This is a genomic window from Pseudomonas sp. NPDC090755, assembly GCF_044769005.1.
In the GTDB taxonomy this organism is placed as follows: domain Bacteria; phylum Pseudomonadota; class Gammaproteobacteria; order Pseudomonadales; family Pseudomonadaceae; genus Aquipseudomonas.
Map to the genome: position 1 here is coordinate 312,467 of NZ_JBIVXC010000003.1, position 23,613 is coordinate 336,079.

Consider the following 23,613-nt stretch of genomic DNA (forward strand, 5'->3'; position numbering starts at 1 on the left):
AACCCTGTACTGTGGAGAGAATAATAATGCTCAAACACTTGAAGTTGACCGCCCTGACAGTGGGTATCTTTGCAGCGGCCCAAGCCATGGCTGCCGACCTCACCGTGATCTCCTTCGGCGGTGCCAACAAGGCCGCCCAGGTCAAAGCGTTCTACGAGCCATGGGAGAAGGCTGGCAAAGGCAAGATTGTCGCCGGCGAGTACAACGGTGAAATGGCCAAGGTCAAGGCCATGGTCGACACCAAGAGCGTGTCCTGGAACCTGGTGGAAGTCGAATCGCCGGAGCTGGCCCGTGGTTGCGACGAAGGCATGTTCGAAGAGCTCGATCCGGCCCTGTTCGGCAACGAGGCCGATTACGTGCCAGGCGCCATCCAGCCCTGCGGCGTAGGTTTCTTCGTGTGGTCCACGGTCATGGCCTACAACGCCGACAAACTGAAAACCGCACCGACCAGCTGGGCCGACTTCTGGGACACCAAGCAGTTCCCGGGCAAGCGTGGCCTGCGCAAAGGCGCCAAGTACACCCTGGAATTCGCCCTGATGGCCGATGGTGTTGCGCCCAAGGATGTGTACAAGGTGCTCGCCACCAAGGAAGGCCAGGACCGCGCCTTCAAGAAACTCGACGAACTCAAGCCGAGCATCCAGTGGTGGGAAGCCGGCGCCCAGCCGCCTCAGTACCTGGCCTCGGGTGACGTGGTCATGAGCTCGGCCTACAACGGTCGCATCGCCGCGGTGCAGAAAGAGAGCAACCTGAAGGTCGTCTGGAACGGTGGCATCTACGACTTCGACGCCTGGGCCATTCCGAAAGGGGCGAAGGATGCAGAAGAGGCGAAGAAATTCATCGCCTTCTCGGTCCAGCCCGAGCAGCAGAAGACCTACTCGGAGAACATCGCCTACGGTCCGGCCAACTCCAAGGCGGTGAGCCTGCTCGCCGATGCGGTCAAGAAAGACATGCCGACCACCCCGGAAAACATTGCCAACCAGGTGCAGATCGACGTCGCCTTCTGGGCTGACAACAGCGAGCAACTGGAGCAACGCTTCAACGCCTGGGCTGCCAAGTAAGGTTGGCTGATGGAGCGTCGGCGTGCTGCCGGCGCTCCCTGTTCTCAAGATTTCGGAGTTCGCTATGGCCATCGCAGTGCCCCTCAAAGAAGGCGCCGGATCCACACTCAAGCAGCGTCTGGCGCATGCCGAGCGGGTCAACCGCTGGAAGGCGCAGGCCCTGATTGCGCCGCTGGCGCTGTTCCTGCTGCTGGTTTTCCTGGTGCCCATCGCGGCGCTGCTCTACAAGAGCGTCGGTAACCCGGAAGTCGTCAACGGCCTGCCGCAGACCGTGGAGGCGGTGGCGCAGTGGGATGGCAAGGGCTTGCCGGGCGAGCCGGTGTACAAGGCGCTGAGCGAAGACCTCGGCCAGGCACGCAAGAACCAGACCCTGGGCGATACCTCCAAACGCCTGAACATGGAGCTGGCCGGCTATCGCAGCCTGCTGGCCAAGACCGCCCGCGCCTTGCCGTTCAAGACCGAGCCGGCCTCCTATAAGGACGCCCTGCAGGAACTGGACGAGCGCTGGGGCGATCCGGCCTACTGGCAGGCCATCCGCCGTAACACCAGTAGTGTCACCCCGTTCTACCTGCTGGCGGCCCTGGATCATCGCATCGATGACCTTGGCGAGTTGGCCAAGGCTACCCCGGACCAGGCCATCTACCTGGATATCTTCACCCGCACCCTGTGGATGGGCTTCGTGATCACCGCCATCTGCCTGGTGCTGGCCTACCCGCTGGCGTACCTGCTGGCCAACCTGCCGACCCGGCAGAGCAACCTGCTGATGATCCTGGTGCTGCTGCCGTTCTGGACCTCGATCCTGGTGCGGGTTGCGGCCTGGATCGTGCTGTTGCAGTCCGGTGGCCTGATCAACAGCGCGCTGATGGCCCTGGGGATCATCGACAAGCCGCTGGAGCTGGTGTTCAACCGCACCGGTGTGTACATCTCCATGGTCCACATCCTGCTGCCGTTCATGATCCTGCCGATCTACAGCGTGATGAAAGGCATCTCGCCGACCTACATGCGAGCAGCGATCTCCCTGGGTTGCCATCCATTTGCCAGCTTCTGGCGGGTGTACTTCCCGCAGACCTACGCCGGTGTAGGTGCAGGCTGCCTGCTGGTGTTCATCCTGGCCATCGGTTACTACATCACCCCGGCGCTGCTCGGCAGCCCCAACGATCAGATGGTCAGCTACTTCGTGGCCTTCTATACCAACACCAGCATCAACTGGGGCATGGCCACTGCGCTGGGCGGTCTGCTGTTGCTGGCTACCGTGCTGTTGTACCTGATCTATAGCTGGCTGGTCGGCGCCAGCCGCCTGCGTCTGAGCTGAGGAGCGTTGTCATGCTGAGCCCCTACATGTCGCCCGTCGAGCGGGTCTGGTTCTACAGCTTGCGCATCCTTTGCGGGCTGATCCTGTTGTTCCTGGTACTGCCGGTGCTGGTGATCATTCCGTTGTCGTTCAACTCCGGCAGCTTCCTGGTGTACCCGCTGCAGGGCTTCTCCCTGCAGTGGTACCACGACTTCTTCGCCTCGGCCGAGTGGATGCGGGCCCTGAAGAACAGCATCATCGTCGCCCCGGCGGCCACGGTGCTGGCGATGGTCTTCGGCACCCTGGCCTCGATCGGCCTGACCCGGGGCGACTTCCCCGGCAAGTCGCTGATCATGGCCCTGGTGATTTCGCCCATGGTGGTGCCAGTGGTGATCATCGGTGTTGCCAGCTATCTGTTCTTCGCCCCGCTGGGCATGGGTAACAGCTTCATCTCGCTGATCCTGGTCCATGCCGTGCTGGGTGTGCCGTTCGTCATCATCACCGTGTCGGCGACGTTGCAGGGCTTCAACTACAACCTGGTGCGTGCTGCAGCCAGCCTCGGCGCCTCGCCGCTGACGACCTTCCGTCGGGTGACCTTGCCGCTGATTGCCCCCGGGGTGATTTCCGGCGCCCTGTTCGCCTTTGCCACCTCGTTCGACGAAGTGGTGGTGACCCTGTTCCTCGCCGGCCCCGAGCAGGCGACACTGCCACGGCAGATGTTCAGCGGCATCCGCGAAAACCTCAGCCCGACCATCGCCGCCGCGGCAACCTTGCTGATTGCCTTCTCGGTGCTGCTGTTGCTGACCCTGGAATGGCTGCGCGGACGCAGCGAGAAGCTGCGCACCCAGCAGCCGGGCTGACTGTATCGCGGGGCAAGCCCGCTCCTACAGGTGCGTAGGAGCGGGCTTGCCCCGCGATGGTCGGACTGTTTGATACCGGTCAGCTCTTGGCCGGTTCCCTGAGGTACAATGCGCGCCACCGTGATTTTGCCCTAAGGTGCGCCATGCAGCCCTACGCTATTGCCCCCTCCATTCTTTCTGCCGATTTCGCCCGCCTGGGCGAGGAAGTCGATAACGTGCTGGCCGCTGGTGCCGACATCGTCCACTTCGACGTGATGGACAACCACTACGTGCCAAACCTGACCATCGGTCCGATGGTCTGCACCGCGCTGCGCAAGTACGGCATCACTGCGCCGATCGACGTGCACCTGATGGTCAGCCCGGTCGATCGCATCATCGGCGACTTCATCGAAGCCGGCGCCAGCTACATCACCTTCCACCCGGAAGCCAGCCTGCACATCGATCGTTCGCTCCAGTTGATTCGCGACGGTGGCTGCAAGGCCGGCCTGGTGTTCAACCCGGCCACCCCGCTCGACACCCTCAAGTACGTGATGGACAAGGTCGACATGATCCTGTTGATGAGCGTCAACCCGGGTTTTGGTGGCCAGAAGTTCATCCCTGCCACCCTCGACAAGCTGCGTGAAGCCCGTGCGCTGATCGATGCCAGCGGTCGCGATATCCGCCTGGAAATCGACGGCGGCGTGAATGTGAACAACATCCGTGAAATCGCCGCGGCCGGTGCTGACACTTTCGTTGCAGGTTCGGCGATCTTCAACGCCCCGGACTACCAGGAAGTCATCGCCAAGATGCATGCCGAACTGGCCCTGGCCCGCCCATGAGTGGCTTCGAGCAGCTGTTCCCCGACGCATTGCCCAGGCTGGTGATGTTCGATCTGGACGGTACCCTGATCGACTCGGTACCTGACCTGGCGGCGGCGGTGGATCGCATGCTGCTCGAAATGGGGCGCAAGCCCGCAGGCCTTGATGCGGTACGCCACTGGGTTGGCAATGGGGCTCCGGTGCTGGTGCGCCGGGCCCTGGCCGGTGGCCTGGATCATGCCTTGGTCGATGACGACGAAGCGGAAAAAGGCCTTGAGCTGTTCATGCAGGCCTATGCCGACAGCCATGAACTGACCGTGGTCTACCCCGGTGTGCGCGACACCCTCAAGTGGCTGCACAAGCAGGGCGTGGAAATGGCCCTGATCACCAACAAGCCGGAACGCTTCGTTGGCCCTTTGCTCGACCAGATGAAGATCGGTCGTTACTTTCGCTGGATCATCGGCGGCGACACCTTGCCGCAGAAAAAGCCCGATCCGGCAGCCCTGCTGTTCGTGATGAAAATGACCGGCGTGCCGGCCGAACAGGCCCTGTTCGTTGGCGACTCGCGCAGTGATGTGCTGGCAGCCAAGGCCGCCGGGGTCAAGTGTGTGGGCCTCACCTATGGCTACAACCACGGGCGGCCGATCAGTGAGGAAGCGCCGTGCCTGGTGATCGACGACCTGCGTGCACTGTTGCCAGGTTGCTTAGATCCAGCCACTGGGATAACGTTGTCGGACGTCAATCCCCCCTCAGATCGAGATTCCATCGTGGCGGTATCCGGCAAACTCTGGATGAAAGTCATCAAGGCCCTGGCCCGCTGGCGTTGGCGCGCCTGACGTTCGTCTGCCGGCCGTTGCCGGCCCGTTTGCCTGCCTGACCCCATTGCTGCTTGCCACGAGGCTATCATGACCCGCGAAGAATTCCTGCGCCTGGCCGCTGCCGGCTACAACCGCATTCCCCTGGCCTGCGAAACCCTGGCCGACTTCGATACGCCGCTGTCGATCTACCTGAAACTGGCTGACCAGCCCAACTCCTACCTGCTCGAATCGGTGCAGGGCGGCGAGAAGTGGGGGCGTTACTCGATCATCGGCCTGCCGTGCCGCACCGTGATGCGGGTGCACGACCACCAGGTGCGGATCAGCCACGACGGCGAAGAGATCGAAACCCACGAAGTCGAAGACCCGCTGGCTTTCGTCGAAGGCTTCAAGGATCGCTACAAGGTGCCGACCATCGCCGGCCTGCCGCGTTTCAACGGTGGACTGGTCGGTTACTTCGGCTATGACTGCGTGCGTTATGTCGAGCGGCGCCTGGGCAAGTGCCCGAACCCCGATCCATTGGGGGTTCCGGACATCCTGCTGATGGTGTCCGATGCCGTGGTGGTGTTCGACAACCTGGCGGGCAAGATGCACGCAATCGTGCTGGTCGACCCCGCTCAGGAGCAAGCTTACGAAAAGGGTCTGGCGCGCCTGGAAGCGTTGCTGGAGCAACTGCGCCAGCCGATCACTCCGCGCCGTGGCCTGGAGCTGGGCGGCCCGCCCGCTGCCGAGCCGGCCTTCCGTTCCAGCTTCACCCAGAGCGACTACGAGCGGGCGGTCGATACCATCAAGGAATACATCCTGGCCGGGGACTGCATGCAGGTGGTGCCGTCGCAGCGCATGTCCATCGACTTCAAGGCCGCGCCCATCGACCTGTACCGGGCGCTGCGCTGCTTCAACCCGACACCGTACATGTACTTCTTCAACTTCGGCGACTTCCATGTGGTCGGCAGCTCGCCGGAAGTGCTGGTGCGCGTCGAAGACAACCTGGTCACCGTCCGGCCAATCGCCGGCACCCGGCCACGGGGTGCCACCGAGGAGGCCGACCGGGCGCTTGAGGAAGACCTGCTGTCGGATGACAAGGAAATCGCCGAGCACCTGATGCTGATCGACCTGGGCCGCAACGACACCGGTCGGGTGTCGGAGACCGGCTCGGTCAAAGTCACCGAGAAAATGGTGATCGAGCGTTATTCCAATGTCATGCACATCGTCTCCAACGTCACTGGCGAACTGAAGCAGGGGCTCAGTGCCATGGACGCGTTGCGCGCCATCCTGCCGGCCGGGACCTTGTCCGGGGCACCGAAGATCCGCGCCATGGAAATCATCGACGAGCTGGAGCCGGTCAAGCGCGGGGTCTATGGCGGGGCCGTCGGTTACTTTGCCTGGAACGGCAACATGGACACCGCAATTGCCATTCGTACCGCGGTGATCAAGGACGGTGAGCTGCATGTGCAGGCGGGCGGCGGTATCGTTGCCGACTCGGTGCCGGCCCTGGAGTGGGAAGAAACCATCAACAAGCGCCGGGCCATGTTCCGTGCGGTGGCACTGGCGGAACAGACGCCACGCAGCTGACGGTGATAAAAAACGGCGCTCCAGGTGGGCGCCGTTTTTTTTCGGGGATCAGAAATCCAGGCTTACAGCCAGGTCGATCCCCTGCTGGGTCAGCTCATCGCTCTTGCGCCAGTTGTAGCTGCCTCGTAGAGCAAGCCCCGGCGCCAGGGCCTGGCTGATACCGAGCGTTGCCCGGTCCATGTTGCTCTGGGGGGTGTAACCGGTCAGGGTGAAGTCATTGCCCGGCACGCTGTTGAGGTGAATGCCCAGGTCCTGGCGATCGTCCTCGAACTCGTGCTCGTGAGCAGCCTCGGCAAACAGCAGTGTTCCCGGCGCCGCCTGGTACTTGCCTTGCAACCCGACACCCAGGCGTCGCGACTCGCGGTCCTGGTCGTCGAAGCTCAGCGCGGTGGCGCGGGTGCCTTTTTCTGAATAGGCATCGACCTCAACCCGTGCATAGTCGGCGCTGACAAAGGGTGACATGCTCCACTCGCTGCCAGGGGCGGCCAGGTCATAACCCAGACGTGTGGCAAAGGCCCAGAGTTCGCCGTTGGTATCGCCTTTTTCGCTGCGATCGTTGATGCCCAGGGCGAAGGTCCGCTTCAGGTCGCTGTAATCCAGGTGGCCGCCGGTCAGGGCGGCGTCGGCCCACCAGTGGTTCTGCTGGAACTGGACGAAGGCGGTCGCCAGGTAGCTGTCGAGCTTGTAGTCGGAGTCCTGCTCGCCTGCTTCAAGTTTCTGCTGGTAGGCACCGGCCGCGACACCCAGGCGCCAGGCGTCATCCAGGCGATAGCTGCCGCCCAGGGTGAGGTTGTAGCCTTGGCCGTCGGCACTGGCCGAACTGCGCTGGCTGTCGATATCCAGGTCTTGTCCGCCGGCTGCAACAATAGCCTGCCACTGGCCGACCGGCTGCCACTGGCCTTGCCACTGGTTGCGTAGCTCGTCCTGGTGGGCACGCAGGCTAGCGTGGGCCATTTCCGGAAGTAACGTCAGCTCCCACGGGGCCGAGAGAATCGAAAAAGCGTAGTCCGCGATCAGATCCTGGCCTGCGCTGGTGGGGTGAACCCCGTCGTTGAACAGCAGTTTGCTCGGGTCGGGGGTGGCGCTGTTGATGCCATACAACGGGTTTTCCCGGCAGCCATTGCCGCTGAAGCAGGTGCCCACCAGGTTCTGCCCGCTGGCCAGGCCGAACTGTTCCGGGTTGGCCAGGCTTTCCTGGAGCAGCAGGGGGACGTTCAGGGGAATGACCTGTGCGTCGATGTGCGCCAGTTGGCCGATCAGCTGCTGGTTGAACAGGCTGCTCAGTTGCGAGGCCGCGCCTTGCTGGGGCGTGCCGTTGATAGCCGGGGTCAGGCCCAGGTCGGGCAGCAGCCAGACCATGATGTAGTTCGCCCCCGCCTGCTGCAGGACCTGGGCGCTGGCGGCCAGGCGATTGGCCGCCGCCGCAGCCGTTGCCGGGCTGGTGATTTGCCCCTGGAGAAAGTCGTTGCCGCCACCGGTCAGGTAGTAAAGGGCATTGGGATCGGCACGCAAGCCTCCGGCCAGGTAGCCGGGGCGTTCGCGCAGCACGGTTCCGGCGCCGGGATTACCCGGGGATATCACCACGTCGGAGGTGCCGGTGATCGAGTCGAGGATCTGGTCGGTGCGATATCCACCTACCGCCCAGTTGTTGCCGTCGGGGCGGCCCAGGGCTGCGTTCACCGGAGAGGTGGAGGGGCCCAGCTCGCCGGGTGCGATTCCCAGGTGGGCGCCGAGCAGCATCGGGGATACGGCGGCGTACTGGCCATTTGCATCGCGGTTGGTAAAGCGCAGGCCATTGCCACCGGGGTCGGGGAATTGTCCTGCATCACTGAGGCTGTCGCCGAAGACGATAAGGGTCGAATAGGGGGATGGTGCCGCGATGGCCTGGCTGCCGGTCAGGAGCAATATGCTGAGTAACGAACGGAAAAATGGCGGTTTTTGCATTGAAGGCGTCCCTTTTCATTATTTTTATAGAACTCGCCCTTACGACCTTAGCAAATCAGGGGGCATCGTTTTCCCTGCCATTCGTTTCTCCATGTTTGCGGCCATATTGCGTGTACCGCTGCGGTAGGCTACTGTGCGGGAACGTATGAACGAGACCTACCCCGTGTTGATCGTCAGCAAACTCTTGATGCGCGTTATCAAGGCCCACGCCCGTTGGCGTTGGCGCGCCTGACTTTATCTCCTGCCGGATCTCCCGGCCCAGTACCACTTTGTCTTTTCAAAACCGCTGTCGCTGTCACTGCGCCGTCGCACACAGAGCGGTTCGCGTGCGTCCTTCGCACGCAAGGCATGTCATCAAAGTCAGTCGATGCAAGAGGTTGAACCCAGATGTTACTGATGATCGACAATTACGATTCCTTCACCTACAACGTCGTGCAGTACCTCGGCGAGTTGGGTGCAGAGGTCAAGGTCATTCGCAATGACGAACTGACCATCGCCCAGATCGAAGCCCTGAACCCCGAGCGCATCGTCGTCTCCCCGGGCCCATGCACCCCGACCGAAGCCGGTGTGTCGCTGGAGGCCATCCTGCATTTCGCCGGCAAGCTGCCCATCCTGGGCGTCTGCCTGGGCCACCAGTCCATCGGCCAGGCGTTCGGTGGCGATGTGGTGCGTGCCCGCCAGGTGATGCACGGCAAGACCAGCCCGGTGTTCCACAAGGACCAGGGCGTATTCGCCGGCCTCAACAATCCGCTGACCGTGACCCGCTACCACTCGCTGGTGGTCAAGCGCGAAACCTTGCCCGACTGCCTGGAGCTGACCGCCTGGACCGCCCTCGAAGACGGCTCGGTGGACGAGATCATGGGCCTGCGCCACAAGACCTTGAATATCGAAGGGGTGCAATTCCACCCCGAGTCGATCCTCACCGAGCAGGGCCACGAACTGTTCGCCAACTTCCTCAAGCAGACCGGCGGCCGCCGCTAAGGATCGATCATGGATATCAAGAGCGCGCTCAGCCGCATCGTCGGCCACCTGGACCTGAGCACCGAAGAAATGCGCGATGTCATGCGCGAGATCATGACCGGCCAATGCACTGAAGCGCAGATCGGGGCCTTCCTGATGGGCATGCGCATGAAGAGCGAGAGCATCGACGAAATCGTCGGCGCGGTGTCCGTCATGCGCGAGCTGGCTGACAAGGTCGAGCTGCAGTCCCTCGACGGCGTGGTCGACATCGTCGGCACCGGTGGCGATGGCGCCAACATCTTCAACGTGTCCACCGCCTCGGCTTTCGTCCTGGCGGCGGCAGGCTGCACGGTGGCCAAGCACGGTAACCGTGCTGTTTCCGGCAAGAGCGGCAGCGCGGATCTGCTGGAGGCCGCCGGCATCTACCTGAACCTGACCCCCGTGCAGGTTGCTCGCTGCATTGATAGCCTCGGTATCGGTTTCATGTTCGCCCAGACCCATCACAAGGCCATGAAGTTCGCTGCTGGCCCGCGTCGCGAGCTGGGTCTGCGCACCTTGTTCAACATGCTCGGTCCGCTTACGAATCCGGCCGGCGTGAAGCACCAGGTGGTCGGGGTCTTCACCCAGGCCCTGTGCCGCCCACTGGCCGAAGTGCTGCAGCGCCTGGGCAGCAAGCATGTGCTGGTGGTGCATTCCAAGGATGGCCTGGACGAGTTCAGCCTGGCTGCACCGACCTTCGTCGCCGAACTGAAGAATGACCAGATCACCGAGTACTGGGTCGAGCCGGAAGACCTCGGCATGAAGAGCCAGAGCCTGCACGGCCTGGCAGTAGAAGGTCCGCAAGCGTCGCTGGAGCTCATTCGCGATGCGCTGGGCCGCCGCAAGACCGAGAACGGCCAGAAGGCCGCCGAAATGATCGTACTCAACGCTGGTGCGGCGCTCTATGCCGCCGATCACGCGATGAGCCTCAAAGCCGGTGTAGAGCTGGCCCACGACGTTCTGCACACCGGGCTTGCCTGGGAGAAGCTGCAGGAGCTGGGCGCCTTTACCGCAGTATTCAAGGTGGAGAATGAAGCATGAGTGTGCCGACGGTTCTGGAGAACATCCTCGCGCGCAAAGTCCAGGAAGTGGCCGAGCGCAGTGCCCGGGTCAGCCTGGCAGAGCTTGAACAACTGGCTGGATCGGCCGATGCACCTCGTGGATTTGCCAACGCGCTGATCGAGCAGGCCAAGCGCAAGCAGCCGGCAGTGATTGCCGAGATCAAGAAGGCCTCGCCGAGCAAGGGCGTGATCCGCGAGCACTTCGTGCCGGCCGAGATTGCCGTCAGCTACGAAAAGGGCGGTGCCACCTGCCTGTCGGTGCTGACCGACGTCGACTACTTCCAGGGTGCCGACATTTACCTGCAACAAGCGCGTGCAGCCTGCACGCTGCCGGTGATCCGCAAGGACTTCATGATCGATCCTTACCAGATCGTCGAAGCCCGCGCCCTGGGTGCCGACTGTGTGCTGCTGATCGTTGCCGCGCTGGACGATGTGAAGATGGCAGAGCTTGCCGCCACGGCCAAAAGCGTCGGCCTGGACGTGCTGGTCGAGGTGCATGACGGCGATGAGCTGGAACGTGCCCTGAAGACCCTCGACACCCCGCTGGTCGGCGTCAACAACCGCAACCTGCATACCTTCGACGTCAGCCTGGAAACCACCCTCGATCTGCTGCCACGCATCCCCCGTGATCGCCTGGCCATCACCGAGAGCGGCATCCTCACCCGGGCCGACGTCGAGCTGATGGAAATCAACGAGGTCTACTCGTTCCTGGTGGGCGAAGCGTTCATGCGCGCCCAGAATCCGGGTGTGGAGCTGCAGCGCCTGTTCTTCCCTGAGCGTCCGGTACAACACCAGGTACCTAACCCGGAACAAGATCCGGAGTGACTCATATTGAAGCCGGCATTGCCGGCTTTTTTGTATCTACAAGGTTGCTGTGATGACTGATCAAATACTGGATGTGACTGTCGAGGCCGGGCTGCATGCCGAACAGGATCTGCTGGCGGCGGTGTGCAAAGGTGAAAAGGACCATGGCCTGTTGTTCTGGCGGCCTACCGATCGCGCCCTGGTCATGCCGCGGCGCATGAGCCGCCTGGAGGGCTTCGAGGCTGCCTGCGCCGAGCTTGCGATCGGTGGCTGGCCGGTGCTGTTGCGCGAAACCGGTGGTGAGCCGGTGCCGCAGTCGCCTGCGGTGATCAATATCGCCCTGGTCTACGTGGCGCCGCGCAGCGAGGGCGATCACGGTCGGATCGAGAACGCCTATGAGCGCCTGTGCCTGCCGTTGTGCGATGTGTTGCGCGAATGGGGTGGGCTGGCTTCGGTCGGGGAGATCGAAGGGGCGTTCTGCGATGGTCGCTACAACGTCAACCTCAACGGTCGCAAGCTGGTGGGCACGGCCCAGCGCTGGCGCCAGGGGCTGGGAGGCAAGCGTCCGGTGGTGCTGGTGCATGGTGCCTTGCTGCTGGATAACGAGCGCGAGTCGATGGTGGCCGCGGTCAACCGCTTCAACGAATGTTGCGAACTGGAGCAACGCTGCCTGGCCGACAGTCACATCGCCTTGCATGAAGTGGTTCCACACGCGCCGTTGCTCGAGCGCCTCGGCAGCGCCTACGCTCAGGTGATCGAGGGCATCGCCCGGGACTAGCGGGTGCCGAAGACCACCATGGTCTTGCCTTTGACGTGAACCAGGCTGCGTTCTTCAAGATCCTTGAGCACGCGGCCGACCATTTCCCGGGAGCAGCCAACGATACGGCCGATTTCCTGGCGGGTGATCTTGATCTGCATGCCGTCGGGATGAGTCATGGCGTCGGGTTGCTTGCACAGCTCCAACAGGCAACGGGCGACACGGCCAGTGACATCGAAGAAGGCCAGGTCACCGACCTTGCGCGTAGTGTTGCGCAGGCGCTGGGCCATCTGGCTGCCCAGGGCGTAGAGAATATCCGGGTCCTGGCGCGCCAGTTCGCGGAATTTGTCGTAGCTGATTTCCGCCACTTCACACTCGCTCTTGGCCCGCACCCAGGCGCTGCGCGTCTGCTCCTGCCCTGAGGGTTCGAACAGGCCCAGCTCGCCGAAGAAATCACCGCTATTGAGGTAGGCAATGATCATCTCATGGCCATCATCGTCCTCGATCAGGATGGTGACCGAGCCCTTGACGATGAACGACAGGGTATCGGCCTTGTCGCCGGCGCAGATGATATTGCTCTTGGCGGCATACCGACGCCGCTGGCAATGAGCGAGCAGCTTGTCGATGTTTTTGATCTTGGCTGATAGAGCTGATGCAACCATGGCTGAATCCCGGTAAGAGGCGACGCTTCATCACTTTTATAGAGTGCCTGGCGCCAGGCGCCAGTGATTTGGCGTCAGCTTATCAGACACTTGTCGTTGTATCGGCAGATTTACTCGCACGCTTGAGCTTTTCCACGGGGCCGTCTGGGTCTAAGCTGGCAGCCTTTTTTCAAGCAAGTGGAGTCCGGGTGATGAAGGCGCGTATCCAGTGGGCAGGTGAAGCCATGTTTCTGGGCGAATCAGGCAGCGGCCATGTCGTGGTCATGGACGGTCCTCCCGATGCCGGTGGGCGTAACCTGGGTGTGCGGCCCATGGAAATGCTCCTGCTGGGCCTGGGTGGCTGCAGCAACTTCGATGTGGTCAGCATCCTGAAGAAGTCCCGTCAGGCAGTAGAAAGCTGCGAGGCCTTTCTGGAAGCCGAGCGTGCCACTGAAGATCCCAAGGTGTTTACCAAGATCCACCTGAACTTCGTGGTCAAGGGCCGTGGCCTGAAAGAGGCCCAGGTCAAGCGTGCAGTCGAGCTGTCGGCAGAGAAGTACTGCTCGGCCTCGATCATGCTCGGGCGGGCGGGGGTTGAAATCACCCACAGTTACGAGATTGTCGAGCTTGGTTGATTGAACAAAGGGCCCATCAAGGGCCCTTTTGTTTTGTCCTGTCGAGCTGTCAGCGACGCAATCCCGGCAGCAGCTGCAGCAGGCCGGCGGGAAGTTGTGCCCTCAGGCGTGCACTCAAGCGTTCGCGATGCTTCTGGTAGAGCAGGCCAAGGCCGATGACCCCCAGGCCGATCAGGGTCAGTACCAGCGGGAACAGCAAGGACTCGGCAAACACTTCGTACGACAGGTAACCCAGGTACGCGGCCACGCCCATGGCGCCAAAGACCATGAAGACCGGCCTGCGTAGCAGCACCGCAAGCCCCATCAGGCCAAGGTTGACCAGGCAGTACAGTGCCTTGCCCAGTTCACTGCCGCTGTCCATCAGGGTCAGTCCCAGCCAGAACGCCAGCAGTCCGGCCAGGTAGCCCCAGAAGGCATAATCCTGGCGGGTGCGGCCATCGATCACCAGGAAAGCCACGAGCAAGGCCAGGCCGAACCACAACGAGACCGTACGCCGTTGTTCCCAGTCGAAGACGTCGCCGTAGACCCACTCGCTCAGGTCCATGGACATGAACCAAAGCGCCACGGCAATCGGCATCACGATGAACGGGAAGGGAATCAGGCGCAGCATCAGCAGGCCGGCGAGCACCGTTGCCGCTTCCATCAGCAGCCAGCCGCCCTGCACGTAGGTGTAGTAGTTGTGATAGTTGCTCTGGCTGTCGTCCAGTGGCCAGAAGCCGGTCAGGCGCTCCACGGCGAACACCGCCAGCGGCACGATGCTGACTGCAACCGCGCCGAGCACGCCGGCAGGGATGCTCTGACCACGGCGCTGCATCAACAGCCCGGCCAGGGTCAGGCCGCCGATGTAGGCCAGGGCGACCAGCAGCAATGCGCTGTCGCCAATGCGCATCCAGGCTTCACTGAGCAGCCAGCCCATGGCGCCCATGATCAGCAGGGCACCGAAGTAGAAAGCTACATGGGCCAGCTGGAAGCTGGCCTGCGTGGTTGGCTGGCGCTTGAGGAATTCAAGCAGGGCCTGGTCCTGGCCGGGGTTGAGAACGCCGGCGCTGACAGCGCGGGCCAGGTCCTTGGCATCGAAGCGTTCCGTCATGGCGTGTCCTAGATGCGATAGGTGCTCTTGGTCATGACCTTGGCCATCAGGCTCATGCCAAAGCGCACCGGGGCCGGGAAGCGAAAGCCGCCAGCCTCGAGGGCCGATTCGGCGTGTTGTTCTTCGTCGATGCGCATTTGCTCGAGAATGGCCCGGGACTTTTCATCCTCGCTCGGAATCTGCTCCAGGTGCTCGTCCAGGTGCTTGCACACCTGATGTTCGGTGGCGGCGACGAAGCCCAGGCTGACCTTGTCGCTGACCAGGCCGGCCAGGGCGCCGATGCCGAACGACATGCCATAGAACAAAGGGTTGAGTACGCTGGGGTGGCTGCCGAGCTGGCGGATACGCTGCTCGCACCAGGCCAGGTGGTCGATTTCTTCTTCGGCGGCGTGCTCCATGGCCTTGCGCACCTGCGGAAGCTTGGCCGTCAGTGCCTGGCCCTGGTACAGCGCCTGGGCGCAGACTTCACCTGTGTGGTTGATGCGCATCAGCCCGGCCACGTGGCGGGTCTGGGTGTCGTCCAGGTCTGCGTCCGGCTGGATGACCGCCGGGGAGGGGCGGGAAGGTTGGCCGCTGAAGGGCAGCAAGGTGCGCATGGCGGTATCGGCCTGCAGCAACAAGCGGTCGAGCGGCGAATAGTGACGTTCGGTAGCCATCGGGCACCTCCGCAAGAATGTGCCCGACAGTTTACCGCAATCGAGATGATCGGGCTTGCCCTGGATCAGCCCGGCGGCCAGTGCATCTGGCGCTGACCCAGCACGTGCATGTGGATGTGGTAGACCGTCTGGCCACCCAGTTCGTTGCAGTTCATGACCACGCGGAAACCTTCTTCACAGCCCAGTTCTTTCGCCAGGCGTTGGGCGGTGAACAGGATGTGGCCGGCCAGTCCCTTGTCCTCTTCGGTCAGGTCGTTGAGGGTGCGGATCGGCTTCTTCGGGACGACCAGAAAATGCACGGGTGCCTGCGGGGCGATATCGTGGAAGGCCAGAACCTGGTCGTCCTCGTAGATGATCTTGGCCGGGATCTCCCGGTTGATGATCTTGGTGAACAGAGTTTCCACTACGGTTGCTCCATGAGAGTGATCGGGCCTGAGTGTACTCAGGCTGGGGGCTGACGCCCAGCCCTGCACGTTCAGCGCGGGCAATAGGCCTGGTTGATGGCGCCGGCCAGTTTGCGCGCCAGCCAGCGCGAAAGCAGCCGGGGGCTGAAGGCCAGCCAGCGGTTGCGTCGCCCGGGAATGATCAGCGCGCGGTTCTTGTCCAGGGCGCGGACGGTGTACAGCGCCACTTCCTCGGGGCTGAGGCTGCGCTTGCCCTTGTCCAGGCGGGGAATGCGCCGCAAGGGGGAGCGCACCGGGCCCGGGCACAGCACCGAGACCTTGATGCCGGTACGCTTGAGTTCTTCGCGCAGGCCTTCGGAAAAGTGCAGCACGTAGGCCTTGCTGGCGGCGTAGCTGGCCATCCAGGGGCCGGGGGCGAAGGCGGCCAGCGAGGCGACGTTGAGGATCTGCCCGCCACCCTGGACCGCCATGGCATTGCCCAGCGCATGGCAGAGGCGGGTCAGGGCGAGGATGTTCACTTCGATAAGGTCCTGTTCATCTGCCCACTCCTGGGCCAGGAACGGGCCGTAGGAGCGAATGCCAGCGCAGTTGACCAGCAGATCGATCTGCCGCTCGCCTTCCTCCAGCTCCAGCAGGAACCCCGACAGGCGCAGCGGCTCGCCCAGGTCGCAGGCGCGGAACAGTACCTCGACACCAAAACGCTGGGTCAGCTCGATGGCAATGGGTTCCAGCAGATCGCGCTGCCGCGCCACCAGAATCAGGTTGCGCCCCCGACGCGCCAGGGCCTCGGCCAGCGCCAGGCCCAGACCGCTGGAGGCACCGGTGATCATGGCGTAACGGGTCATGCAGTACTCCAGTGGGGGATAGGGTCAAAGCGCCCAGTTTACAGGAATCAGCCGGGCCAGCGCTGGCCCAGGGATGCTGCAGCGGCTTGCGCCTGGCGGTATTCGGCATCCAGGCGGGCGATGAGTTCGGCGGCAGGGCACAGCTCATCGATGGCGCCGACGCCTTGCCCGGCGGACCAGACCGTCTTCCAGGCCTTGGCCTCGTCATCGATGGGTTTGAGTTTGGTCTCGACATTGCCGCGCAGGGCCGCCATGTCGAAGCCGGCATTCTCCAGGCTCTGGCGCATGAAGCTGGCAGGCACTCCGGACACTGCGGCGGTGTGGATGATATCGGCTGCCTGGGCGCCCAGCATCATTTCCTTGTAGGCGTCTGGCGCGCGGCTTTCGTGGGTGGCGATAAAGCGTGTGCCGAGGTAGGCGAGGTCGGCGCCGAGCAACTGTGCAGCGAGGATTTCATGACCGCGGTTCAGGCAGCCGGCCAGCAGCAGGGTCTTGTCGAAGAACTGGCGGATCTCGGCGACCAGGGCGAACGGGCTCCAGGTGCCAGCATGGCCGCCAGCCCCGGCGGCCACCGCAATCAGGCCATCGACGCCTGCTTGGGCAGCCTTCTCGGCGTGCCGGCGGGTGGTGACGTCGTGGAACACCAGTCCGCCATAGCTGTGCACCGCGTCGACCAGCTCCTTCACCGCGCCCAGGCTGGTGATCACGATCGGTACCTTGTGCTCGACACAGATCGCCAGGTCCGCCTGCAAGCGCGGGTTGCTCTGGTGGACGATCAGGTTGACGGCGTAAGGCGCGGGGTTGTCCAGCACGGCAAGGCCCGCTTCGACTTCCTCCAGCCAGGCCTTGAAGCCTGCACTGTCGCGCTGGTTCAGCGCCGGGAAGCTGCCCACCACGCCATTGGCGCAGCAGGCCAGCAGCAGTTGCGGGTTGGAGATCAGAAACATCGGCGCCGCAACCACCGGCAGACGCAAGCGTTGTTCGAGCAGGGCAGGCAATGACATGACGGGCTTCCCGAGGCTGAGTGATTACTGAGATTAGAACGGTTTGACCACCACCAGAATGACGATGCCAAGCAGGATCACCACGGGGACTTCATTGAACCAGCGGTAATAGACATGGCTGCGGGTGTTTTCACCGCGGGCGAAGCGTTTGAGTTGGGCGCCGCACATATGGTGATAGCCGGTGAGCAGGACGATCAGGGTGAGCTTGGCGTGCATCCAGCCCTGGCTCAGGAAGCCCGGGGTCAGGCTCAGCAACCAGATGCCGAAGATGAAGGTGGCGATCATCGCCGGGCCCATGATGCCGCGGTAGAGCTTGCGCTCCATGGTCACGAAGCGTTCCTGGCTGATGCTGTCCTGGCTCTGGGCGTGGTAGACGAACAGTCGCGGCAGGTAGAACAGGCCGGCAAACCAGCAGACCACGCTGACGATGTGCAGGGCTTTGATCCATAGGTAAAGCATGGGGTTGAGTTCCTTCAGGGTTCACGGTCGTCAGATAGTAGAGGCTGAGGGCCTGGCGGGCCATCTCAACAGTTGTGAGCGTGTTGCAGGACCCCTATCATCGTGGGCTTTCCAGTCGGTTCGTTGATAAGGGGCACGCGTTATGGTCAAGGTCGGTATCGTTGGCGGCACGGGTTATACCGGGGTCGAGCTGCTGCGTCTGTTGGCACAGCATCCACAGGCAGAGGTTGCAGTCATTACCTCGCGATCCGAAGCGGGCCTGGCTGTTGCCGACATGTACCCGAACCTGCGCGGCCACTACGACGGCCTGGCGTTCAGCGTACCGGACGTGAAAACCCTGGCGGCCTGCGATGTGGTGTTCTTTGCCACTCCGCACGGCGTTGCCCATGCCCTGGCCGGCGAATTGCTGGCTGCCGGCACCAAGGTCATCGACCTGTCCGCTGACTTCCGCCTGCAGGATGCCGATGAGTGGGCCAAGTGGTACGGCCAGCCCCATGGCGCGCCGGAACTGCTCAAGGATGCGGTCTACGGCCTGCCTGAAGTCAATCGCGAGCAGATCCGCCAGGCGCGCCTGATCGCTGTGCCAGGTTGCTACCCGACTGCGACCCAGCTGGGCTTCCTGCCATTGCTCGAAGCCGGCATCGCCGATGCTTCGCGCCTGATCGCCGATTGCAAGTCCGGGGTCAGTGGCGCCGGCCGCGGTGCTTCCGTCGGTTCGCTGTTCTGCGAGGCCGGTGAAAGCATGAAAGCCTACGCGGTCAAGGGTCACCGCCACCTGCCGGAAATCACCCAGGGCCTGCGCCGGGCCGCGGGCGGCGACGTGGGCCTGACCTTCGTCCCGCACCTGACCCCGATGATCCGTGGCATTCACTCCACCTTGTACGCCACCGTCGCCGACACCTCGGTCGACCTGCAGGCGCTGTTCGAGAAACGTTATGCCGATGAGCCGTTCGTCGACGTAATGCCAGCCGGCAGCCATCCGGAGACCCGCAGCGTGCGTGGCGCCAACGTCTGCCGCATTGCCGTTCATCGGCCGCAGGGTGGTGACCTGGTGGTGGTGTTGTCGGTGATCGACAACCTGGTCAAAGGCGCGTCGGGCCAGGCGGTACAGAACCTCAACATCCTCTTCGGCCTGGATGAGCGCCTGGGCCTGTCCCATGCGGGCTTGCTGCCATAAGGGCAGTCGCTTGCCAACGGGCCCGCCTTGTGCGGGCCTTGTTGTTTCTAGCGGGGCAAACCAGACGAAAGCCGCACAATTGTTGACCGATTTTCTCGGGGAAGCGGATAATGCGCGTCATCACGCATTATGGCGGCATAGCGCCGGGAGATAGTCAGCATGAGCGTCGAATCCTTCACCCCTGTGGCATTGCAGTTCACTGAGGGTGCAGCGCACAAGGTGAAGACCCTGGTCGATGAAGAAGGCAATGATCGCCTGAAGTTGCGAGTGTTCGTGACCGGCGGCGGTTGCTCGGGTTTTCAATACGGTTTCACGTTCGATGAAGACGTCGCTGAAGACGACACCATCGTCGAGCGTGAAGGCGTGGCCCTGGTCGTCGATCCAATGAGTTTCCAGTACCTGGCAGGAGCCGAAGTGGATTACCAGGAAGGCCTGGAAGGCTCGCGTTTCGTCATCAAGAACCCGAACGCCACCACGACCTGTGGTTGCGGTTCTTCGTTCTCGATCTGATCGCAGGGCAGGTTGCACCGCAAACGCCGCGCTCATGCGCGGCGTTTTGCTATGTGCGGGTCAGGCTGGATAGATAGCGCCGAGTACGCGCAGGCCGCGGGCGCCGGTGACGCTGGGGCGATTGCCGGGGATGCCTTGCAGGCAGCAATGGGCAAGCCAGGCGAAGGCCATGGCCTCGACCCAGTCCGGATCGATGCCCAGGGCGGCAGTGCTGCTCACCCGGGCGGCGGGCAACAGCGCGGCCAGGCGGGCCATCAGGGCGCCGTTGTGGGCGCCGCCGCCACACACCAACAGGGCCTGGGTGTCCACCTGCGCGGTTTGCAGCGAGCTGACAATGCTGTGAGCGGTCAGCTCCAGCAGGGTGGCCTGGACGTTGGCATCGGCAATCAGCGGCAGTGTTGCCAGGTGATGCTTGAGCCATGGCAGGTTGAACACCTCCCGGCCTGTACTTTTAGGGCCGGTGCCGGCGAAGAACGGGTCGCTGAGCAGGGCGGCAAGCAGGCTGGAGTTGATCTGGCCACTGGCAGCCCAGGCGCCGTTGGCGTCATAGCCCTGGCCCTGTTTCTCGTGTATCCAGGCGTCCAGCAGGACGTTGCCAGGGCCGCAGTCGAAGCCACTGACAGGCTTGTCCTGCTCGATCAGGCTCAGGTTGCTGAAACCTCCGACGTTCAGCACCGCCAGGCGTTCGCCCTGATGCTCGAACAGGGCCTCATGGAAGGCTGGAACCAAGGGTGCGCCCTGGCCGCCGGCCGCTACATCGCGGCGGCGAAAATCACTCACCACGCAAATGCCGGTCAGCTCGGCAAGCAGGGCCGGGTTGCCGATCTGCACGGTGAAGCCGCGTGCAGGCTCGTGGCGAATGGTCTGGCCGTGGCTGCCGATGGCGCAGATATCCGCGGGTTTGAGGTTTTGCGCAGCCAGCAGGTGCTCGATGCCCTGGGCTGCCAGGCGTACCCACTGTGCCTCGGCAAGCGCCGCACGGGCGATCTCGTCGGGGCCGCTGGCGCACAGGTCCAGCAGGTCCTGGCGCAGGCTGGCGGGCATGGGAATGTAGTGGGTAGCGAGCAGCCGGGTGCGCTGCTGCTGTTCGATCAAGGCGATGTCCAGGCCATCGAGGCTGGTCCCGGACATCACACCCAGATAGAGCGCCATCGCTTAGCGCTTGTTGGAAGCGACCATGGTCGCTTTTTCCTGGTTCATGCGGGCAACCAGGGGCTGGCTTTGCTGCAGGAAGCGCTGGCGTTCAGCCTTGGCGATCGGGTCGGCCATCGGCAGCTTCTGGCCCAGGGGATCGACGTGCACGCCGTTTACCTGGAACTCGTAGTGCAGGTGCGGGCCGGTCGACAGGCCGGTGGTGCCGATGTAGCCAATGACCTGGCCCTGTTTGACGGTACCGCCGGTCTTCACGCCCTTGGCGAAGCCCTGCATGTGCCCGTAGAGGGTCTGGTAACGGTTGCCGTGCTGGATGATCACGGTGTTGCCGTAGCCGCCACGACGACCGGCCAGCAGTACCTTGCCGTCACCGGCAGCCTTGATCGGCGTGCCGCGGGGCGCGGCGTAGTCGACGCCCTTGTGGGCGCGGATCTTGTTGAGGATCGGGTGCTTGCGGCCGGCCGAGAAGCGCGAGCTGATGCGGGCGAAATCAACCGGGGTGCGGATGAAGGCCTTGCGCATGCTGTTGCCGTCAGCGGTGTAGTAGTTGGTATTGCCCTGCTTGTTGGTGTAGCGAACGGCGGTAAAGGTCTTGCCGCGGTTGGTGAAACGCGCGGAAAGGATGTTGCCGGTGCCGACCACCTTGCCATTCATGACCTTTTGCTCGTAGATCACGTCGAATTCGTCGCCCGGGCGGATGTCCTGGGCAAAGTCGATGTCGTAGCCGAAGATCTTCGCCATATCCATGGTCAGGCCGTGGGGCAGGCCGGCACGCTGGCCGGACGCTGACAGCGAGCTCTTGATGGTGCCGTGGGCGTAGGCCGAGCGCATGACCGGTTTGCTGATCTCGCGGTTGAAAGCGTAACCGTTTGCGCTCTTGGTCAGGCGGATGGTTTCCAGGTCGCTGACCTTGCTGTGCAGGCTGGCCAGCTGGCCGTCCTTGTCCAGTTCGATCTGCAGCACCTGACCGCTCTTGAGCTGGCTGAACTGCTTGGCCTGCTTGTTGCTGGCCAGCACTTCATGCACGGCAGCAGACGGCAGGCCGACCTTGGCGAACAGGGTCGACAGGGTGTCGCCACGGCCGACGGTCACTTCGCGGTGGCTCGGTTCCTTGGCGGCAGCAACTTTTGCAGCGGGTTCGGGGGCTGCCTGTGGCGCAGGGGCGGGCTCGACCTTGGCGGTTTCCTCGGTCGCAGCAGCACTGTTGTCGATCTGGGCGAACGGCGAGTCGCTGGTCGCTTCCGCGCTCTGGGCCAGTGGCGCGCTCGGCTCCTGCTTGAGCTGCTCGGCAGGGCTCTCCAGCTCCAGCTCCAGGTTCAGGGTGGTTTTCTTGGCTTCTACCTCGCTGGAGGGAAACACCAGCAAGGCCAGGCTGAGTAAGGCGGCGATGCCGCTGGCGGCCAACAGATGGCTCTTCGGATAAAGCGGGGGCGCTTTAGGCGGTGAGTTGGTCATAGATGAACTGACTTGAAAAAGATGAAATGGAAAAGATGAATGACATGATGAAGATGAAATAACTGTATAAAATATAACCAAATCCCTTTCAGCGCAAGCGCGCAGACGTCATCAGTCGGCTTCGGGGTCACATCCCGGGCAAAAACTTGTAATTGATGGCTGATCTTGTATGGTTGGGGCCCTTTGAATCTGAGCCTTGCGGGTCTGTTATGAAGTCGGTTGAAGAGCAGCTAGCGCTGATCAAGCGTGGTGCGGAAGAGGTACTGGTAGAGTCCGAACTGGTCGAGAAGCTCAAGCGCGGGCAACCGCTGCGGATCAAGGCGGGTTTTGACCCGACGGCGCCCGACCTGCACCTGGGGCATACCGTCCTGATCAACAAACTGCGCCAGTTCCAGGACCTGGGGCACCAGGTGATCTTCCTGATCGGCGACTTCACCGGCATGATCGGTGACCCGAGCGGCAAGAGTGCCACGCGTCCGCCGCTGACCCGCGAGCAGGTGCTGGAAAACGCCGAGACCTATAAGCAGCAGGTGTTCAAGATCCTTGATCCGGCCAAGACCGAGGTGGCGTTCAACTCCACCTGGATGGACAAGCTGACCCCGGCCGACTTCATTCGCCTGGCTTCGCAGTACACCGTGGCGCGCATGCTCGAGCGCGACGACTTCGACAAGCGCTATACCACCAACCAGCCGATCGCCATTCACGAGTTCCTCTACCCGCTGGTGCAGGGTTATGACTCGGTGGCGCTCAAGGCCGACGTCGAGCTGGGCGGTACCGACCAGAAGTTCAACCTGCTCATGGGGCGCGAGCTGCAGCGTGCCTATGGCCAGGAAGCTCAGAACATCGTGACCATGCCGCTGCTCGAAGGCCTGGATGGCATCAAGAAGATGTCCAAGTCGCTGGGTAACTATGTCGGTATCCAGGAAGCGCCGGGCGTCATGTACAGCAAGCTGGTGTCGATCCCGGACACCCTGATGTGGCGTTACTTCGAGCTGCTGAGCTTCCGCTCTATGGAAGAGATCGATGCGTTCCGGGCTGACGTCGATGCCGGTGCTAACCCGCGCGACATCAAGATCAAGCTGGCTGAAGAGATCGTGGCGCGCTTCCATGGTGAAGAGGCTGCGGCCAATGCGCACCGTGCTGCCGGTAACCGTATGAAGGAAGGCGAGCTGCCGGAAGATCTGCCGGAGATCGAAGTGACTGCGGCGGAAGACCTGCCGATTGCTGCCGTGTTGAATCGTGCTGGCCTGGTGAAGAACTCGGCGCAGGCACGTGACTTGCTCAGTGGTGGTGCGGTCAAGGTTGATGGTGCGGTGGTCGAGCGTGACTTCGTGTTTGTGCTGGGGGCAACCCATGTGTGCCAGGCGGGCAAGAAGTCGTTTGCGCGGGTTACCCTCAAGGCTGAGTGATGGCCGGTAGGTGCAGCTATATATAGAAGCGGGGAGGCCGGTAGGCCTCCCCGCTTTGTTTTTCAGCGATATTAACGTTTCGTGAAATTAAGGGTTGACGGGGTTTCGAATCCCCTTATAATGCGCCCCACTTCCGGCGTAGTCGAAACGGAAAACTCCTTGAGAATCAACGAGTTGAATGTTTCAGGTGGTGCCGGAAGGGCTTCGATCGAAAGATC

At 62.7% G+C, this 23,613-nt stretch carries 24 protein-coding genes; 14 read left to right on the top strand and 10 right to left on the bottom strand.

The features are described 5' to 3' along the window. The first annotated feature begins 26 nt into the window (after positions 1-26). From ACIQUS_RS08315 to trpE, 6 genes are all read left to right on the top strand, one after another. Positions 27-1,058: an ABC transporter substrate-binding protein gene (locus ACIQUS_RS08315; RefSeq protein ID WP_403045334.1), complete on the top strand. Its 1,032-nt coding sequence runs from the start codon at positions 27-29 to the stop codon at positions 1,056-1,058. Between the two features lie 64 nt (positions 1,059-1,122). Then, complete coding sequence (locus tag ACIQUS_RS08320) at positions 1,123-2,370, top strand: ABC transporter permease (RefSeq protein WP_403045337.1); 1,248 nt, start codon at positions 1,123-1,125, stop codon at positions 2,368-2,370. 11 nt (positions 2,371-2,381) lie between these two features. After that, on the top strand, positions 2,382-3,209 hold the full coding sequence (locus ACIQUS_RS08325) for an ABC transporter permease (protein ID WP_403045340.1): 828 nt from the start codon (positions 2,382-2,384) through the stop codon (positions 3,207-3,209). A 143-nt stretch (positions 3,210-3,352) separates the two neighbouring features. After that, on the top strand, positions 3,353-4,027 hold the full coding sequence (rpe, locus tag ACIQUS_RS08330) for a ribulose-phosphate 3-epimerase (protein WP_403045342.1): 675 nt from the start codon (positions 3,353-3,355) through the stop codon (positions 4,025-4,027). Continuing rightward, positions 4,024-4,842, top strand: a complete 819-nt coding sequence (locus ACIQUS_RS08335; protein ID WP_403045345.1) for a phosphoglycolate phosphatase — start codon at positions 4,024-4,026, stop codon at positions 4,840-4,842. The genes rpe and ACIQUS_RS08335 overlap by 4 nt, the downstream gene beginning before the upstream one ends. A gap of 69 nt (positions 4,843-4,911) precedes the next feature. Continuing rightward, positions 4,912-6,393 (top strand): anthranilate synthase component I, encoded by a 1,482-nt coding sequence (gene trpE / locus ACIQUS_RS08340; protein ID WP_403045349.1) that lies wholly within the window; start codon positions 4,912-4,914, stop codon positions 6,391-6,393. Between the two features lie 48 nt (positions 6,394-6,441). Here trpE and estP read toward each other — a convergent pair whose 3' ends face one another. Then, positions 6,442-8,337 carry an esterase EstP gene (estP, locus tag ACIQUS_RS08345; protein WP_403045351.1) on the bottom strand — a complete coding sequence of 632 codons (1,896 nt, stop codon included), beginning with the start codon at positions 8,335-8,337 and terminating at the stop codon, positions 6,442-6,444. Positions 8,338-8,724: 387 nt separating this feature from the next. Here estP and ACIQUS_RS08350 point away from each other — a divergent pair, with 387 nt between their 5' ends. Genes ACIQUS_RS08350 through ACIQUS_RS08365 form a run of 4 tightly spaced genes read left to right on the top strand, consistent with a single transcriptional unit; the run spans position 8,725 to position 11,979 of the window. Further along, entirely contained in the window at positions 8,725-9,318 is a 594-nt protein-coding gene (locus ACIQUS_RS08350; protein WP_403045354.1) for an aminodeoxychorismate/anthranilate synthase component II, read from the top strand. 9 nt (positions 9,319-9,327) lie between these two features. Further along, on the top strand, positions 9,328-10,377 hold the full coding sequence (gene trpD, locus ACIQUS_RS08355; RefSeq protein ID WP_403045357.1) for an anthranilate phosphoribosyltransferase: 1,050 nt from the start codon (positions 9,328-9,330) through the stop codon (positions 10,375-10,377). After that, on the top strand, positions 10,374-11,222 hold the full coding sequence (gene trpC / locus ACIQUS_RS08360; RefSeq protein ID WP_403045360.1) for an indole-3-glycerol phosphate synthase TrpC: 849 nt from the start codon (positions 10,374-10,376) through the stop codon (positions 11,220-11,222). The genes trpD and trpC overlap by 4 nt, the downstream gene beginning before the upstream one ends. Before the next feature lie 52 nt (positions 11,223-11,274). Next, positions 11,275-11,979 carry a biotin/lipoate A/B protein ligase family protein gene (locus ACIQUS_RS08365; protein ID WP_403045363.1) on the top strand — a complete coding sequence of 235 codons (705 nt, stop codon included), beginning with the start codon at positions 11,275-11,277 and terminating at the stop codon, positions 11,977-11,979. Here ACIQUS_RS08365 and crp read toward each other — a convergent pair. Then, positions 11,976-12,620, bottom strand: a complete 645-nt coding sequence (crp, locus tag ACIQUS_RS08370) for a cAMP-activated global transcriptional regulator CRP (RefSeq protein WP_403045366.1) — start codon at positions 12,618-12,620, stop codon at positions 11,976-11,978. The genes ACIQUS_RS08365 and crp overlap by 4 nt on opposite strands. Positions 12,621-12,811: 191 nt before the next feature. Here crp and ACIQUS_RS08375 point away from each other — a divergent pair, with 191 nt between their 5' ends. Beyond that, positions 12,812-13,234, top strand: coding sequence for an OsmC family protein (locus ACIQUS_RS08375; RefSeq protein WP_285862878.1), 423 nt, complete (start codon positions 12,812-12,814; stop codon positions 13,232-13,234). A gap of 49 nt (positions 13,235-13,283) precedes the next feature. Here the strand turns inward: ACIQUS_RS08375 and ACIQUS_RS08380 are convergent, their stop codons facing one another. The 6 genes from ACIQUS_RS08380 to hemJ form a co-directional block, all read right to left on the bottom strand. Further along, positions 13,284-14,324, bottom strand: a complete 1,041-nt coding sequence (locus ACIQUS_RS08380; protein ID WP_403045368.1) for a DUF2157 domain-containing protein — start codon at positions 14,322-14,324, stop codon at positions 13,284-13,286. Between the two features lie 8 nt (positions 14,325-14,332). Further along, positions 14,333-14,980 (bottom strand): 2-polyprenyl-3-methyl-6-methoxy-1,4-benzoquinone monooxygenase, encoded by a 648-nt coding sequence (coq7, locus tag ACIQUS_RS08385; protein ID WP_403045371.1) that lies wholly within the window; start codon positions 14,978-14,980, stop codon positions 14,333-14,335. 65 nt (positions 14,981-15,045) lie between these two features. After that, positions 15,046-15,384 (bottom strand): histidine triad nucleotide-binding protein, encoded by a 339-nt coding sequence (locus ACIQUS_RS08390; RefSeq protein WP_403045373.1) that lies wholly within the window; start codon positions 15,382-15,384, stop codon positions 15,046-15,048. 71 nt (positions 15,385-15,455) lie between these two features. Next, positions 15,456-16,229 (bottom strand): SDR family NAD(P)-dependent oxidoreductase, encoded by a 774-nt coding sequence (locus ACIQUS_RS08395; protein ID WP_403045375.1) that lies wholly within the window; start codon positions 16,227-16,229, stop codon positions 15,456-15,458. 47 nt (positions 16,230-16,276) lie between these two features. Further along, positions 16,277-17,233 carry an NAD(P)H-dependent flavin oxidoreductase gene (locus ACIQUS_RS08400; RefSeq protein WP_403045378.1) on the bottom strand — a complete coding sequence of 319 codons (957 nt, stop codon included), beginning with the start codon at positions 17,231-17,233 and terminating at the stop codon, positions 16,277-16,279. 33 nt (positions 17,234-17,266) lie between these two features. Further along, the gene (gene hemJ / locus ACIQUS_RS08405) at positions 17,267-17,692 is read right to left on the bottom strand and encodes a protoporphyrinogen oxidase HemJ (RefSeq protein WP_285862884.1); all 426 of its coding nucleotides are present in this window, start codon (positions 17,690-17,692) and stop codon (positions 17,267-17,269) included. A 142-nt stretch (positions 17,693-17,834) separates the two neighbouring features. Here hemJ and argC point away from each other — a divergent pair, with 142 nt between their 5' ends. Together argC and erpA are read left to right on the top strand one after the other, a co-directional pair. Next, on the top strand, positions 17,835-18,869 hold the full coding sequence (gene argC, locus ACIQUS_RS08410) for an N-acetyl-gamma-glutamyl-phosphate reductase (protein WP_285862885.1): 1,035 nt from the start codon (positions 17,835-17,837) through the stop codon (positions 18,867-18,869). 159 nt (positions 18,870-19,028) lie between these two features. Continuing rightward, complete coding sequence (gene erpA, locus ACIQUS_RS08415) at positions 19,029-19,379, top strand: iron-sulfur cluster insertion protein ErpA (RefSeq protein WP_010221479.1); 351 nt, start codon at positions 19,029-19,031, stop codon at positions 19,377-19,379. 60 nt (positions 19,380-19,439) lie between these two features. Here erpA and ACIQUS_RS08420 read toward each other — a convergent pair whose 3' ends face one another. Next, positions 19,440-20,531 carry an anhydro-N-acetylmuramic acid kinase gene (locus ACIQUS_RS08420; RefSeq protein ID WP_403045383.1) on the bottom strand — a complete coding sequence of 364 codons (1,092 nt, stop codon included), beginning with the start codon at positions 20,529-20,531 and terminating at the stop codon, positions 19,440-19,442. A 3-nt stretch (positions 20,532-20,534) separates the two neighbouring features. Further along, positions 20,535-21,986 carry a peptidoglycan DD-metalloendopeptidase family protein gene (locus ACIQUS_RS08425; RefSeq protein ID WP_403045386.1) on the bottom strand — a complete coding sequence of 484 codons (1,452 nt, stop codon included), beginning with the start codon at positions 21,984-21,986 and terminating at the stop codon, positions 20,535-20,537. A 209-nt stretch (positions 21,987-22,195) separates the two neighbouring features. On the opposite strand from ACIQUS_RS08425, the gene tyrS reads away from it, so the two are divergent. Next, positions 22,196-23,395, top strand: coding sequence for a tyrosine--tRNA ligase (gene tyrS / locus ACIQUS_RS08430; RefSeq protein WP_403045389.1), 1,200 nt, complete (start codon positions 22,196-22,198; stop codon positions 23,393-23,395). Positions 23,396-23,613 lie beyond the last annotated feature (218 nt).